The organism is Sporomusa sp. (assembly GCF_035561155.1).
GTDB lineage: Bacteria > Bacillota > Negativicutes > Sporomusales > Sporomusaceae > Sporomusa.
On the sequence record NZ_DATMYD010000092.1, the window covers coordinates 1 to 14422 of the forward strand.

At 44.2% G+C, this 14422-nt stretch carries 10 protein-coding genes and 1 pseudogene; 1 reads left to right on the forward strand and 10 read right to left on the reverse strand.

What is annotated here, in order from left to right; all coding sequences use genetic code 11:
- Positions 1 to 200: 200 nt before the first annotated feature.
- The 7 genes from VN447_RS12620 to VN447_RS12650 all read right to left on the reverse strand — a co-directional run bounded on the left by VN447_RS12620 (position 201) and on the right by VN447_RS12650 (position 10339).
- Entirely contained in the window at positions 201 to 1712 is a 1512-nt protein-coding gene (locus tag VN447_RS12620; protein ID WP_325525708.1) for a methylenetetrahydrofolate reductase C-terminal domain-containing protein, read from the reverse strand.
- A 112-nt stretch (positions 1713 to 1824) separates the two neighbouring features.
- On the reverse strand, positions 1825 to 3150 hold the full coding sequence (locus VN447_RS12625) for a serine dehydratase subunit alpha family protein (RefSeq protein ID WP_325525709.1): 1326 nt from the start codon (positions 3148 to 3150) through the stop codon (positions 1825 to 1827).
- Positions 3151 to 3581: 431 nt separating this feature from the next.
- Positions 3582 to 5030 (reverse strand): sigma-54 interaction domain-containing protein, encoded by a 1449-nt coding sequence (locus VN447_RS12630; RefSeq protein WP_325525710.1) that lies wholly within the window; start codon positions 5028 to 5030, stop codon positions 3582 to 3584.
- Positions 5031 to 5226: 196 nt separating this feature from the next.
- Positions 5227 to 7566, reverse strand: a complete 2340-nt coding sequence (locus VN447_RS12635; protein WP_325525711.1) for a hydratase — start codon at positions 7564 to 7566, stop codon at positions 5227 to 5229.
- Positions 7567 to 7585: 19 nt separating this feature from the next.
- Entirely contained in the window at positions 7586 to 8587 is a 1002-nt protein-coding gene (locus VN447_RS12640; protein ID WP_325525712.1) for an isocitrate/isopropylmalate dehydrogenase family protein, read from the reverse strand.
- 80 nt (positions 8588 to 8667) lie between these two features.
- Positions 8668 to 9840, reverse strand: coding sequence for a homocitrate synthase (gene nifV, locus VN447_RS12645; protein WP_325525730.1), 1173 nt, complete (start codon positions 9838 to 9840; stop codon positions 8668 to 8670).
- Positions 9841 to 9937: 97 nt separating this feature from the next.
- Positions 9938 to 10339 carry a GNAT family N-acetyltransferase gene (locus tag VN447_RS12650; RefSeq protein ID WP_325525713.1) on the reverse strand — a complete coding sequence of 134 codons (402 nt, stop codon included), beginning with the start codon at positions 10337 to 10339 and terminating at the stop codon, positions 9938 to 9940.
- Positions 10340 to 10734: 395 nt separating this feature from the next.
- Here VN447_RS12650 and VN447_RS12655 point away from each other — a divergent pair.
- Positions 10735 to 11927: pseudogene (locus VN447_RS12655) on the forward strand (IS256 family transposase).
- Between the two features lie 190 nt (positions 11928 to 12117).
- Here the strand turns inward: VN447_RS12655 and VN447_RS12660 are convergent.
- The 3 genes from VN447_RS12660 to VN447_RS12670 all read right to left on the reverse strand — a co-directional run bounded on the left by VN447_RS12660 (position 12118) and on the right by VN447_RS12670 (position 14394).
- On the reverse strand, positions 12118 to 12759 hold the full coding sequence (locus tag VN447_RS12660) for a GntR family transcriptional regulator (RefSeq protein ID WP_325525714.1): 642 nt from the start codon (positions 12757 to 12759) through the stop codon (positions 12118 to 12120).
- Between the two features lie 187 nt (positions 12760 to 12946).
- Positions 12947 to 13639: a hypothetical protein gene (locus tag VN447_RS12665; protein ID WP_325525715.1), complete on the reverse strand. Its 693-nt coding sequence runs from the start codon at positions 13637 to 13639 to the stop codon at positions 12947 to 12949.
- A gap of 2 nt (positions 13640 to 13641) precedes the next feature.
- Entirely contained in the window at positions 13642 to 14394 is a 753-nt protein-coding gene (locus VN447_RS12670; RefSeq protein ID WP_325525716.1) for a TVP38/TMEM64 family protein, read from the reverse strand.
- Positions 14395 to 14422: the final 28 nt, after the last annotated feature.

The window sequence follows — 14422 nt, forward strand, 5'->3', positions numbered from 1 at the left end:
GATAAGGTAGAAGACAAGTTATAAAGGTTTCCTAAATGGTAAAAGACGACCCTCACCCCAAAATTGGGAACAAGGGTCGTCTTCTGTTTCGTACTTTTTAAGCTTTGCTCCGTCAAAACCACAAGTTCTTCAGTGGCCTCCATATTAGCAGGAGCATTTTCTTCACGCTTTTTGATAATCTGATTCTTTTGTTATAAAGTTTACTCTTTTCTATTGTTATAATCCCTGTCATTAAAATAGTTTAACCAGGAAGAAGTTCGGTGCAGTTCCCAATTGCAGGGCGGCATATACTTAGACTTCATACGTTCTTCTTTGCCGCGCCCCTTAAAACCTTCGTACATTTTTACGTAAATGCACTTTTGTTTACCGGGATAGACCTCACACCACCCGTCGCGGCTACCACCGCAAGCCCCATTACGTTGTTGCTTGGGGCATTGGGACATCGGGCAGATAAAGCCGAGTTCATGCATGGCACAATCTCCGCAAAACCGACACTCATTAGTCATTGTCTTGGTGGTGTATTCGGCAAGAGTGAATGGCTGTTTCAGCCAAGACTTATCAATAAATTTAGCTATTGCTTTATTCATTGGGTAAAGGGGAGCCTTTTGGTCAAATGCCACCTCATGCACCACGTCCATCATCGACTGTTTCAGTGAAGCATTAGCCGAACCCGTTTGGCTGCGGTCGACAGGCTGACAGGTATTAAGTCCAGTTGCTGAATCCTTTTCAAAGAAATAGAAGCCCCCATCCTGGGGATGGTCAAATTCGTCTGCCGCAATTTCCTGCCAGTTCGCGCTTAGCTCCTCACCTTTTTCCATAATATATTGCACATCGGTGTAGCCAAGGCCATGACCGCCAATATTGACACCATTATATTTCAGGCCCTTGAGTACTGCATACAGCTTGGCGGCCCGTAGTAATTGCAGCTCTTTTTTGTTAGTTTGAGTTGATTCCGCCTCCAGTCTGGCCACCAGTGAGTCAGTAACCACACAGCCGGGAATCAGGTTCTTATTCATCAGTTTAGCCACCGGCAATGACAGCACAAAGATATTTCCGATCAACGGTACGGTCAGATTGTTACTGTCAGCATATTTTTTTAGCTCATCAAACTTGCGGGCATCATAGCCTAACTGAGTGACAATAAACTTTGCACCGTTGGCAATTTTTTTATGCAGTTTATAATATTGAGCCATAGTCTCGGCTTCAGTTGATTTAAACGGTGAAACAACTGCTCCGGCAAAAAAATTAGTAGCAGGCAGCTTAGTGTAGGCGCCTTCATTCATTTTGGTTATCATCCGGAGAGCATGAACCGCATCAAGATCAAAAACCGGCTTGGCACTACCGGCATAACCTTCGCCCGGATAGTCACCAGTCATAACAAGCAAATTTTGAATATCGGCTCTGCCCAAGGCGTATAACTCGCTCTCCAGAGCATTCCTGTTTTTATCTTTAGTCGTAAAATGAACAAGCGGGTCAATACCCAGCCGTTTGGCTTCAACAGCCATCGAATAGGCCAAGATAGCCGATTTACCACCAGGATTGTCAGTGATTGTAATGGCGTTTATTTTAGGGTCCTTAGCTGCCAGTTCAGCCATTTGCACAAGATGCTCCTGCGCCTTTTCCCGCGCGCCTCGCCCTGGAACCAATTCCCAGGTTATTGACAGTTGCGTCGGGTCAGCCAGTGCTTCACTAAAAGAAAGTTTGGTTGTCATGATATTGTCACCCCTTGCCGCGTGTTGTCTTGCTTTTTTTATAGCTTTTTAGAGTATTCTCATTAGTAGTGATTTTAACTATAAATGCGAAAAAACACAACCCCCACGCTAACTACGGGATAAAGTTTAAGGAATCCTTCACCATTTCTGTCTTGGGTGTATCAGATTCCAACATGATTTTGAGAATCTCTGTATCGGTCGCCCGCATCCCCTTAAATGCTATGCGCCCCACAGCAGCGATAGTTTCTTCCACATCGGCTTTTACAATACCGTTACCTGGCTGATAATGCTTGCCTTTCATGGCCAGCACGTGAGACATGTAGGCGGCATCCAGGCAAGAAGCTATTTTGGCGGCACATGAAGGTTTTGCGCCGTCGCAGACAATCCCCGGAACATTAGCCAGAGTGTTGCTTATCGTTTGATTGATTTGTTCAAGAGTACCGCCTTCGAGGTAGGTAATTGCGGCACCACTGGAACAAGACGCGCTGACAGCGCCACAAAAAGCAGATAAGCGACCAATCAACGTTTTCTGGTGAATTGTCAGTAGGTTGGAAAATAACAACCCTCGATACAATTTTTCTTCAGGCAGGTTTCGCTCTCTAGCATAAACGATAACAGGGATAGAAGTAGCAATACCTTGATTGCCGCTGCCGGAGTTGGTGACCACAGGCAACCCGCAGCCGCTCATCCTGGCTTCGGAAGCGGCTGCGGTATATGCTTTAATCTTAGTCCGTACCGGCTCATCATGCCCAATTTCAAGTAATGTTCGACCGATATTTATCCCATAATCACCTTGCAAACCTTCCTCGGCAATACAAATATTATAGTCAATTTGTTGTGCGATGAGATCGTGAACTCTTTCCAGGGGTACAGTATTAGCAAATGAATAAATGCCTTCCACCGTAAGGATGCTGCGATCAGTTATAGTCCCTAAATAGTTGTCATTGTCGGCATCATTTTGATAAACCACTTGGCCATTTTTTTCGATTTTACATATGTTGATATGGGTGTGTTTAATCTCCACCGTCACATATTCATCCTTTGCCATTAAGCACAACAAAAGATGAAGGTTGATATCTGTTGAGAGTAACCGTACTTCAGAGAAATTACTGTCTAGCAGCTTTTTGACAGTAATAATATGCTCCGGAGTCATTTCGGATAGGACTTCAAGTTGATTATCCGGGTTGCCACCAACCAGACCCGCCAGCAGACTGGCTCGAATCCCCGTTAGACCTCCGGTGTTAGGAACGGCAACACTTTTCACATTTTTAACGATATTACCACTGCATTCCAGTACTGCTTTTTCCGGAAAGCACCCCAATACTTCTCTGGCCTTGGCTGCTGCATAGGCAATAGCGATGGGTTCGGTACACCCTAGTGCCGGTACCAATTCTTCCTTCAATATCTCTATATAACTATTGATTATTTTCGTATCCATCTAACTTCTTTTACCTCCAACTAATTTATTTCTGTATCCTACCGCTCTATGTCTGACCGATAAGCCTTAGAAATGCTCCAATTAGTCATAATCATATGCAAAAATCACGCCAACTCTTTAGAAGATAACCGCTCTTAGCATATTTAGTTAATCAAAAGTGCCTTATATTTGCAACAATGAGTAAAAAACCCAGCTTTGCTGTTGTAAAGATACAGCATAAGCCGGGTTTTCTTAAATTTTTATGTTTTACGGAAGATGCTTTACGGCAAAAATCCTTTTAATGGAATTCTATTGATTGCAGCATACCTTCTGACAGATAACGTTTCGCAAAGTTAAGAATAAAATAATTAGAAAACGTCATTAAGTTATATAAAATAGGCGTTTGCAATCTCGCGAAATCATTCTCACTTTTGAGAAATTAAGTATTAAGGCTATTGAAGTTGATATTTCTCCAGTTTCCTATATAAAGTTGCCAAACTAATCTTAAGCTGTTTTGCCACTTGCTTTTTATCCGCCAAGGTTGCACCAGGTGGGATATGAGTTCTAAGCAGCTGCTTTTCATACTCAGCCAATTGTTGCTCAAGACTGATTTCTGCTCCGCTTTGCCCTTCATTCGCCATTAGATTAGACGGAAGCTCCTGCAGAGTAAGAACGTCTTCCTTCGCAATATTTACTAGATACTCGATCACATGTTCCAATTGTCTTACATTGCCTGGCCAATGATAATTCATAAGCCAGCGCCGGAGTGGTTCATCTATTTTTAGCGTTCCTTTTTGTAGCGTTTTCATAAACTTGTCTAAGAAATAGTCTATATAAAGAGGTATATCTATTGATCGAAAGCGCAGTGGCGGAATAGTCAACGGAATAACATTTAGGCGATAATACAAGTCTTCACGGAACTTGCCTTCACGCACCATCTTTTCCAGATCCCTGTTGGTGGCAGCAATAATCCGCGTATCTACAGGCAATGAATGTATCCCGGCAATGCGTTCTATCGAACGTTCCTGAATGGCTCGCAGTAACTTTGGCTGCAATGCCAAGGGAAGGTCACCTATCTCATCCAAAAATATTGTACCTTTGTTCGCAAGTTCAAATTTCCCTTTTTTACCGGCTTTATTAGCACCTGTGAATGCACCCGCTTCATAACCAAATAGTTCACTTTCCAGCAAATTCTCCGGTATAGAGGGGCAATTCACCACCACAAACGGTTGATTTTTACGCCCGCTTTCCTCATGAATAGCCTTGGCCAATAGCTCCTTGCCAGTACCGCTTTCTCCCTGTATTAGAATCGTCGAGTTGCTTATCGCCACTTGTTGAGCTTTTTGTAATAGCTGGATAAAATTTTTGTCACGCCCAATCATGTTGCCGAAAGCATATGTCTGGTTTACCGTCTCCAATACTTCTTGAACCTGATTTTGCAGGCGCCATTGGTCGTCTAGCATAATCAATTTGCTTTCCAGCAGACTGCTCATATGACTGAGAAAGGTAAGAAATTTTGCCGAATTGCGTACCAGGCGTTCTTTCTGTTCGGCAGTAAAGGCAATAACGCCAATAACCCCGACAGTCTGACCTTGCTTACTAATCGGGAAGCCCATCGTAGCCAGTTCCTGGCAGCAAACAGAGGTATCACAATTTTGGCAGGCGCTTTTGCTAACGATGTCGTGAATAAAGCCTGGTTTACCGCTTGCAAGCACCTGCCTGAAAAACGATCCGCAGGGTATCGGTCTGCCGATGCTTTCGGCATGAGGACCTGTACCGCCTATTCTGATGCATTCTTCGTCAATGATTGTTACATACAATTCCAGGACATCAGTTATTGTTTCCGCGTATTCCTGCACAAAAGGCTGAATGTGCGCAATGTTGGAGATTGCTTTCTTCATAAAATATTCCACCTTCAGGATTATTGCTGATTTTAGAAATAACTACAGCCCTTTGACTTTATTCCTTCTAATCTTATCATACGAAGTATGTTGCAGCAATAAACGGCACAAACCAATATTGTCAAAGGTTTGTGCCGCCTTAATCATTTTTTACCGGGATTTTTTAGTAGCATATCTCACTTTACGGCATTGTCACTTAGTTGGCATAATAATTCATTAGACAACCAGCCAAAATAATCTCTTTATCCTCTTTAGAGAGAGTTTCCAATTTCAATTCAAGCATCATTGTCCCCTTCGCCCCGACGACAACGGATTGAACCTTTTCCTCACCATTTATTATAGCTTGACGTATTCCCGGTATATATAGATGATCATCAACAGCAAGTTTATCTTGATCTCCGGTAGCAATAGTAAAAGGAATCATTCCCCAGTTAGTCAGATTGCTACGATAACGCTTTGTCGCATATTCGATTGCAATATTAGCATCTCCCCCTAATACTCTCTGACACGAAGCTGCCTGCTCCCGCGCAGAGCCGTCGCCGGGCTTAATTGCAAAAATTACGCTGCCTACCCCTGTGTCCTTAATTAACTGTTGCAATTGATTAAAATCTTGTATTTTATCTTTTAGCACCGGACGAAAAAATTCTTCCAATTCTTGCACAAATACTCCATTGGATAGTGTTTGCCGCTTAAGCTCAAGTGCCTGAACCGCCTTAGCCCGGCTAACATACCCGGGGTCTTTTCGGGAAAGGGTAAACTCCGCAAGTTTCAGAGGGTTGGAACGATATGATGAAGCTTCACCCGAGGGGATCAGTTCATCAGTCGTGGTGACGGGATCATGGATTACTGACGCAACTTTTAGAAGCAGATTTTGGGGAAGCGCACGAATCGCAGGCCAAGGCGTAATGTTGGGTCCAAATATTATTTCCTCCTTTGGTTGAGCCTTGCCAAACCCTTGATAAACCCGATTATCATAGATTTGCTTATTAAATTGATACGAAGGAATCTCTGTCGGGAAATCTATTTCAGTTGCCGGAGTTAGTATGCCTCCATTCAAGGCAGTGGCAGCGATTGAACGGGCATCCATTAAAGCGACTGACGCAATCTGGCCATCAACCGGCCGGGAACCTTCCCGGTTGGGGAAATTACGTGTGGTATGACGAATGCTAAGACCGTTATTAGCCGGCACGTCACCAGCCCCGAAGCATGGCCCGCAAAAAGCGGACCTTATAACAGCACCGGCAATCATTAGTTTTTCCATAGAGCCATTATTAATTAATTCAACATTTACCGGCTGACTCGCAGGATAAATACTTAACGCAAACTGATCCGTACCAATCGATTTCCCGTCTAAAGTCTGTGCCATCGCTGCGATATTCTCAAAAGTGCCACCCGCACAACCCGCAACGATTCCCTGGTCTACCTTTACTCGCCCATTAACCACTTTATTACTGAGACGAAACTCTAGATTAGGGTTTTCCAACTGCTTTTTTCCTGTAATTTCAATTTCATGAAGAATTTCAACAGCGTGTTGATTAAGTTCAGAAATAGACCAAACATTACTGGGATGAAACGGCAGCGCAATCATAGGCTCAATCCGGCCTAAATCGACTTTTATCAGCCCATCATAATAGCTTACCTCTCCAGGTTCCAACTTACGATACGCATCCGGTCGACCGTGAATTCTGTAAAAATCCTGAACTTTTTTATCGGTACACCAAATTGAGGATAAGCACGCTGTCTCGGTTGTCATAACATCAATTCCGTTTCTAAAATCAACAGAAAGGTCTCCGACACCTGGCCCAACAAACTCTAATACTTTGTTTTTTACAAATCCGTCTTTAAAAACAGCACCGATTATCGCCAATGCCACGTCTTGTGGTCCAACTCCGGGTATGGGCCGGCCATCTAAGTAAACCGCCACAACTTCGGGATAATCCATATCATATGTCTTATTGAGAAGTTGTTTTGCAAGTTCAGGGCCACCTTCGCCAATTGCCATCGTTCCTAAAGCTCCATAGCGGGTATGGCTGTCTGACCCAAGAATCATCTTGCCACAACCAGCCATCATTTCCCTCATATACTGGTGAATAACCGCCTGATGAGCAGGAACAAAAATCCCTCCATATTTGCGAGCCGCTGAAAAACCATAAACATGATCATCCTCGTTAATCGTTCCACCTACGGCACATAGACTGTTATGGCAATTGGTAAGAACATAGGGTACGGGAAACTCTTTCAGTCCACTGGCAGAAGCTGTCTGGATGATACCGACATATGTAATATCATGGGAAGCTAAAGAATCAAAACGCAGCTTGAGTTTGCGCCAATCCCCCGACATATTGTGGGCAGTCATAATTTGATACGCGATGGTATTAACACGTGCATTTTCCTGGGTAATACTGCATTCCAATAAAGGGGCAAGATCCGCACTCAGCAGCCGATTATTGATTTCATGCTGACTCAGTTGATCTGCAGTCTCCAGAATCAGTCGGCCTTTTAAAAGATAGACCCCTTTTCCTACTAATTCAACCATGATAGTTCCTCGCCTTTCCTTATTTCAAGTTTGCGATAATGGCTGCCGCCATGTCTGAAGTGGTCGCTTTTCCGCCTAAATCAGGAGTCTGGACTTCGCCATCGGCCAGCACCTTTTCCAGAGCCGCCCTGATTCGATTCGCTACCACCTTTTCACCCAAATAATCCAGCATCATCCCCCCGGACATTAGCATCGCGGCGGGATTAGCGATATTCCTACCGGCGATATCGGGTGCCGTACCGTGTACAGCTTCAAAAATAGCACATTCTGTTCCGATATTGGCACCAGGCACAACCCCCAGTCCCCCTACCAACCCGGCGCACAAGTCGGAGATAATGTCGCCATACAGATTAGGGGCAAGCAACACATCATATTTTTGGGGTTGAATCACTAGCTGCATACAGAGGTTGTCGATGATGACCTCATCATAATGTATATCCGGAAACTTCTTTGCCACTTCCCGCGCACAGCTCAAAAACAAGCCATCGGTTAGCTTCATAATATTAGCCTTGTGAACAGCAGTCACTTTCTTACGACCGTGAGCGGTGGCATATTCAAAAGCGGCTTGAGCGATACGCCGGGAAGCGTCCTCAGTAATTATCTTCAGGCCAGCAGCGGCATAGCTTCCCATCCGGTGTTCAGCACCGCTGTAGAGATCTTCAGTGTTTTCCCGAAAGACCACGAGATCTACCCCTTCCGGGTAACGTGTCTTAATGCCGGGCAAGGACTTTACCGGCCGCAAGTTACAATACAGATCGAACGTCTTCCTGAGCGAAACATTGATACTGCGATATCCCTCTCCCACCTGAGTAGTAAGTGGACCTTTCAGCGCCACCTTGTTGCGGCGGATACTAGCTAGTGTTTGTTCGGGTAACGGGTCATTGAATTGGACGATTCCCGCCTGACCGGCATAGCATATTTCCCAAGTGACCGGCGCTCCGGCCGCAGCAAAAACATTCTGCACGGCCTCCGATATTTCTGGTCCGATACCATCGCCGGGGATTAACGTTACTTTATACATACTGCTTCCTCTCCTTGTCAATAAAGTTTTAACACGCCACCGGTCGGGATAGCGTTCCATTCCAGAGGCAGTCATCAGGGTCATATAGTATTTACCTTTTCATACAAGTACTCATTGTATAAGTGATTGAGTTCCTTATCCATCAGAGTCCGCTTAAGGTCGACTGCCAAGGCTCGTACCCTGACCAGCAGTTCTCCGGCAACTGCTTCGTCAAGCTCAATACCGAATTCCTTAAACTTATTGATGATAGACGCTGAGCCGGAATGCTTGCCAATGACGATCTGGCGCTCCAGGCCAACTTCCTCCGGATCGAAGACTTCGTAGGTCCGGGGGTTCTTGAGTGCCCCGTCGGCATGGATACCAGATTCGTGTGCGAACATATTGGAACCCACTACCGCTTTCCAGGATGGTAGTATCCGACCAGACGCCCGGGCGACATATTCACAGGTCTCTTTTAGTTTCCCGGTATCGTAAGGTATCGCGTTATTGCAAACATATTTCAGTGCCATTACTACCTCTTCCAATGCGGCGTTCCCAGCCCGCTCTCCCAAGCCGTTTACCGTTACACCAAGAAATCTGGCGCCAGCCTGCATCCCCGCTACCGTGTTGGCTGTGGCCATCCCGAAATCGTTATGGGTATGCATCTCAATTTCAACATCCGACACCTGACGCAGGCGTTGAATACGCTGAAAGGTGGATAACGGATCTAGAATTCCGATGGTATCGCAATAGCGCAATCGGTTGGCTCCTGCTTGTTTGGCTGCGCGGACAAACTCCAGTAAAAAATTCTCATCACTGCGGGAGGCATCTTCGGCGTTCACCGAAATGTATAATCCATGACTCTTGGCGTACTCCGCCGCCTTGACCATATTTTCCAGCACTCTCTCCCGTGTAGTCCCCAGTTTATACTTGATATGGATATCAGATGTGGATATGGAGATAGCCACCGCGTCAACGCCGCAGTCTATCGATGCTTTGATATCATTGATATTAGCCCGGTTCCATCCCATTATACTAGCCTTCAGTCCAAGCTTAGTAATGGCCTTAATGCTTTCCGCTTCATCACCGCCCATGATAGGAGTGCCGGCTTCAATCTGATCTACACCAATCTCGTCTAGCAACTTTGCGATATACACCTTTTCCTTTTTGGAAAATACTACTCCAGCCGTTTGCTCCCCATCCCGCAAGGTGGTATCAATGATATATACACCCTTCTTCTGGGTGAGGCGATTGAACCCCGTGCTGATATTCAGAAAAACTCCTCCTTATCCTTTGAATTTTTATTTTTATGTAAGCGATGTCATATTTCTGAGTAGATAATACCGGTTGGTGCGCTTTTTGCTTTTACTGCTATCTCCCTGCAGTATTTAGACCCAACTCCAACAAAACGGTGCACGGATCAACCCGAGTAACTTCGGTAAATCCGAGAGAACTAAACAGATGCTCCGTTTCCAGGTTAGCATTGATAAGATATCGATAACGCCCACGCTGCCCGGCTTCTTTGATCAGATTGCTGACGACCTTGGCGGCCAACCCCTCACCTTGAAAAGCCGGATCAACAGCTATACTGCATAATTTTTCACCAGCCAGAGACCCAGTGGCAATAATCCGTCCTTCTCGGCATACAGCCATGGTATATTCCACCGCCACATCAAGCAACAGCCCGAACTGAGCAAGAAATTCCCTAACCACAGCTACCTCTTTTTCTTTTTGAAGATTGATCTCCCGTTCTTCAAAGACTCCACAATACATACATTCTTTTCACCTCTTTACCCTTAATGACCGGACATATCGCGCAACAATATTGTTTAATATAATTGTTAAACAATATTGTTATATATACTAATTTAAACTGTAGTTTAGCATATGTCAATATCTAGAAATGCCTCTATTTAATACACATAATTTTAAAATAATTCACTATTTGTCCGATGACTAACCCGCTCTAAGACTCCTGTCCTCTATAGGTGGAGTTAAGGCGGCTTCCCTGGAAGTTGGTCGACTAAACTTCAGATGGGGTTAAAACCCACCGATAAGGTACAATAAATTTCGCAAATTGAATTAAGACAAAAAAGAGGACAAGTTTGCAGTCCGAAAGGTAAAATGAAGTCACCACAACACCATTTACCGAAAGGAGAACTGCAAACATGTCCAAGAAAATTATACAGTTGAATGAGGAAATCATCAAGGGAGAACTGAAAGAACTGGTACGCAGCAGCGTGGAAGAAACGCTAAATAATCTATTGGATCAGGAAGCCAAAGACCTGACTAAAGCGGCTAAATACGAGCGTACTGAGTCTCGACAAGGCTATCGTTCCGGTCACTACGACAGAAGTCTGACAACCACGTCCGGAAATGTAACCCTTAAAGTTCCTAAGCTTAAAGGGATTCCCTTTGAAACCGCCATCATTGAGCGGTACCGCCGCCGGGAAAGCTCCGTAGAGGAAGCTCTGATTGAAATGTATCTGGCCGGAGTATCCGTCCGGCGAGTGGAGGATATTACAGAAGCCTTGTGGGGAACCAAGGTATCTCCGTCGACTATCAGCGAGTTAAATAAGAAAGCCTATGTCCATATAGAAGAATGGAGAAACCGCCCCTTACAGGGCCAAAATATCCCTATATCTATGTGGATGGAATTTATCTGCGCCGCAATTGGGGCGGTGAATATGAACATGTGAGTGTTCTTGTGGCAATCGCAGTCAATGAAGATGGTTACCGTGAGGTTCTGGGCGCTGCAGAGGGCATGAAAGAGGATAAGGCCAGTTGGACAGAGTTCTTCAAATGGCTAAAAAACCGTGGTTTATCTGGCGTGAATCTGGTTATAGGAGACAAATGCCTGGGTATGTTGGAGTCGGTATATGACGTGTTTCCTGAAGCCAAATACCAGCGTTGCACCGTCCACTTCTATCGAAATGTATTTTCAGTAGTACCACGATCAAAAATCAAAATAGTAGCTAAAATGCTCAAAGCAATTCATGCCCAGGAAAGCAAATCTGCTGCCAAAGAAAAGGCCAAACAGGTTGCTCAATCACTGAGAGAAATGAAGCTTAAAGAAGCTGCCACTAAGATAGAAAATAGCATTGATGAAACGCTCACTTACACAGACTTTCCTTATGAGCATTGGACAAGAATTCGTACAAACAATGTGATTGAACGCTTGAACCGAGAAATCAGGCGCCGGACAAGAGTAGTCGGCACGTTTCCTGACGGCCAATCTGCCCTCATGTTGGTCTGCGCACGACTTCGTCACGTTGCCGGAACCCAGTGGGGCAGTAAAAAGTATATGAATATGAAACACTTAGAAACTACCGGCCTTGAGTCGGATTTTAGTGCTGACTGACTTTATTTACTGTCGGACTGCAAACCAATTTGCGAAATAATCTTGACGGTACCAACCCACCTGAAGCTAAGTCTCTTTTTATACCCTATATATAAAAAAAAGCTGCTTCTCATATGAGATAGCAGCAGTCTCCTTAAGGCTTTCCTCAAAAAAGCGGTGTCGCCAGGAAGGATATTGTATATAGTTTTTGTCATCGGAATAAATGGTAATTTTGGGAAATAGTTCGTCGTATATTAAATACATGATTTTTTACGGCTTCTTCCGCTTCCATTTCATTATGCGCCTTTAACGCTTCGTAAATTTTTATATGTTCTTTATAGGACTCTTGTACTCTTCCTTGGACTAAAATGATGCGAAATTGAAATCTTTTTAATTGGGTTTTAATCATATCAAGAAGTTCAACCGCTTGACTATTCTTGGTTGCTGTGTAGATTACGTTATGAAAATCTTTATTTAAGTCTGCATACTCATCATATTTTTTCTCCTCAAGCCGGATAGCCATTTCTTGTAAAATAATATTCAATTTTTCCAGTTCAGTCATACCGATATCTTTAGCAATTGATTTGGCTACTAGCCCCTCTAGAACCGCACGTATATCTAAATAATTCATGACCTCTTCTAAAGAAAACGACTTAATACTGGCGCCTTTATTTTCCTCTATAGTAACAAGCTTTTCCTGCTCTAATTTTAGAAGAGCTTTTTTTATTGTATTTCTGCTGACCCCAATTGCTTCTGCAAGTTGAGCCTCAGTTAACTTTTGATATGGCATATAGGAGCCATCTATTATTTTTTGTTTAATATAATGATAAGCAGCTTCCGTTTGCTTACTCATGTTATACCCCTTTATCAGTTTTTGTGTATCTCATGCTAAGACACAATTGTTCAACAATTATTTTAACATAAATATAGAGAAAAACAAGGAAAAACAAGGGGACAGGTACATCGCTTCAGGTTATCTGAAACAAGGTACCTGTCCCCTATCTCTTAATCTATATTATTTTTAAAATGCAAGCACCTTTTTATATGGTATTTTTTTCAGCTTGCATGAGTTGCCGAATATAGGCAATCTGCAGTACAGCCGGTATCGTTTTCCGATAAGCCGGTCCGGCTAAGTTCACAATAAAAACAATAGTTCCTACTACAATTCCCAAGACCCCAAACAGTGTTTCAGCCACCAGGCCGCTGATTGCTTCACCCGCTGCCAAACCGGCAGTATCTACAGCCGCCGCTACAGCAACCATTCTGGCAATATTTAAAACCACCAGGTAGCTTATAGTCGGCAAAAATTCAACCATTGTTCCCTCTATTAATAGCTTGCTGACGTATTCCGCATCCGCTCCCTGACTCTCAAGCAGGTGTCGAACCGGTTCCCTCTCTTCATTAGACATTTTGACCCAAGCTTGCTGAAAGACTTTTAAAAAAATAGCCTTTTCCAGCTTCTCTTCATCATCGTCTTTTTTCCATTCGATTTTTAATTTGCCGGCCACATCCCTGACAATTTCGAGGTAATGCGCCTGATGCCCCGTCAGCAAACGGACAATATCGTTACTCCCGCTTCGCCGAAGCTCGCGAATCAGCCTGTCCGGATCCGGCAAATCGCAGTTCTTGTCGGACGAGTATTCACATAGGAATGTCAGACTTTCTTGAGGTGCATGCTGCAAAAGTTCCTGAAGTTTCCGGGTGGATTGCTCCAATAAGGTATGGCTATCCATTGTTAATCCTCTCCTTCGGGCGTATCACTTCTATCATATTGAACCGGCTCTTTTTCTGAGACCCCTCTTTTCCGGCGGAGCCAAATAATACCGCCGTACACCAAGGCAACCCCTAAAACGATAACAGTCAGGCGGGTCAAATTCTGTTCATAATTTACGACGTCATGCCCAACGACAACTTCCAGGGCAGTGGAGGGGAGCTTCCCGATAAAGTTGGCAAGAGTATAGTCTTTTACGCTAATGCTGCTTACAGCGCCAAGAGCGGTAATAATCCCGGAAGGAAAATACGGCAGCGTGCGAGCAAACAGCATCATTTGAAATCCGTTTCGGCCGCTGAATTCATCCACTTTTTTTAGGTACGGACTGCGTTCAATTAGTTTTTGAGCTTGGTCCCGCAGCAAACTGCGCATCAGGAGAAAACTAATTATCACGCCAATACATTCGGCGAGCCAGGAGATAATAATGCCAGGGATAATGCCAAATAAGATACCGTTAGCCGTTGAGATAAAAATAGAGGGCAAAAAACCCACGGCATTAATGAGGATATCAATAACCATACTAATTAGCATGGCCCAGATACCGTAGGAGCGGAGTATCTCGGTCAAAGCATTTACATCACCGCTAATTGTTAACGCCCATAGCTTCGGTAACAAAGCAGGGTCATACAAATGGATGGCTCCAAAGCTCATTACCAGCAATAAGACTGCCATAAGCTTTATTCGTAACTCAGTTTTGGTTTCGTCCGGATTTCGCAATGACAATTACCTCTCGGTCTGCCGCCAG

Coding starts and splice junctions, on each gene's coding strand:
- VN447_RS12635 (WP_325525711.1), bottom strand. CDS start 7,566: ATGGTTGAATTAGTAGGAAAAGGGGTCTATCTTTTAAAAGGCCGACTG.
- VN447_RS12640 (WP_325525712.1), bottom strand. CDS start 8,587: ATGTATAAAGTAACGTTAATCCCCGGCGATGGTATCGGACCAGAAATA.
- VN447_RS12630 (WP_325525710.1), bottom strand. CDS start 5,030: ATGAAGAAAGCAATCTCCAACATTGCGCACATTCAGCCTTTTGTGCAG.
- VN447_RS12650 (WP_325525713.1), bottom strand. CDS start 10,339: ATGTATTGTGGAGTCTTTGAAGAACGGGAGATCAATCTTCAAAAAGAA.
- VN447_RS12660 (WP_325525714.1), bottom strand. CDS start 12,759: ATGAGTAAGCAAACGGAAGCTGCTTATCATTATATTAAACAAAAAATA.
- VN447_RS12625 (WP_325525709.1), bottom strand. CDS start 3,150: ATGGATACGAAAATAATCAATAGTTATATAGAGATATTGAAGGAAGAA.
- VN447_RS12665 (WP_325525715.1), bottom strand. CDS start 13,639: ATGGATAGCCATACCTTATTGGAGCAATCCACCCGGAAACTTCAGGAA.
- VN447_RS12620 (WP_325525708.1), bottom strand. CDS start 1,712: ATGACAACCAAACTTTCTTTTAGTGAAGCACTGGCTGACCCGACGCAA.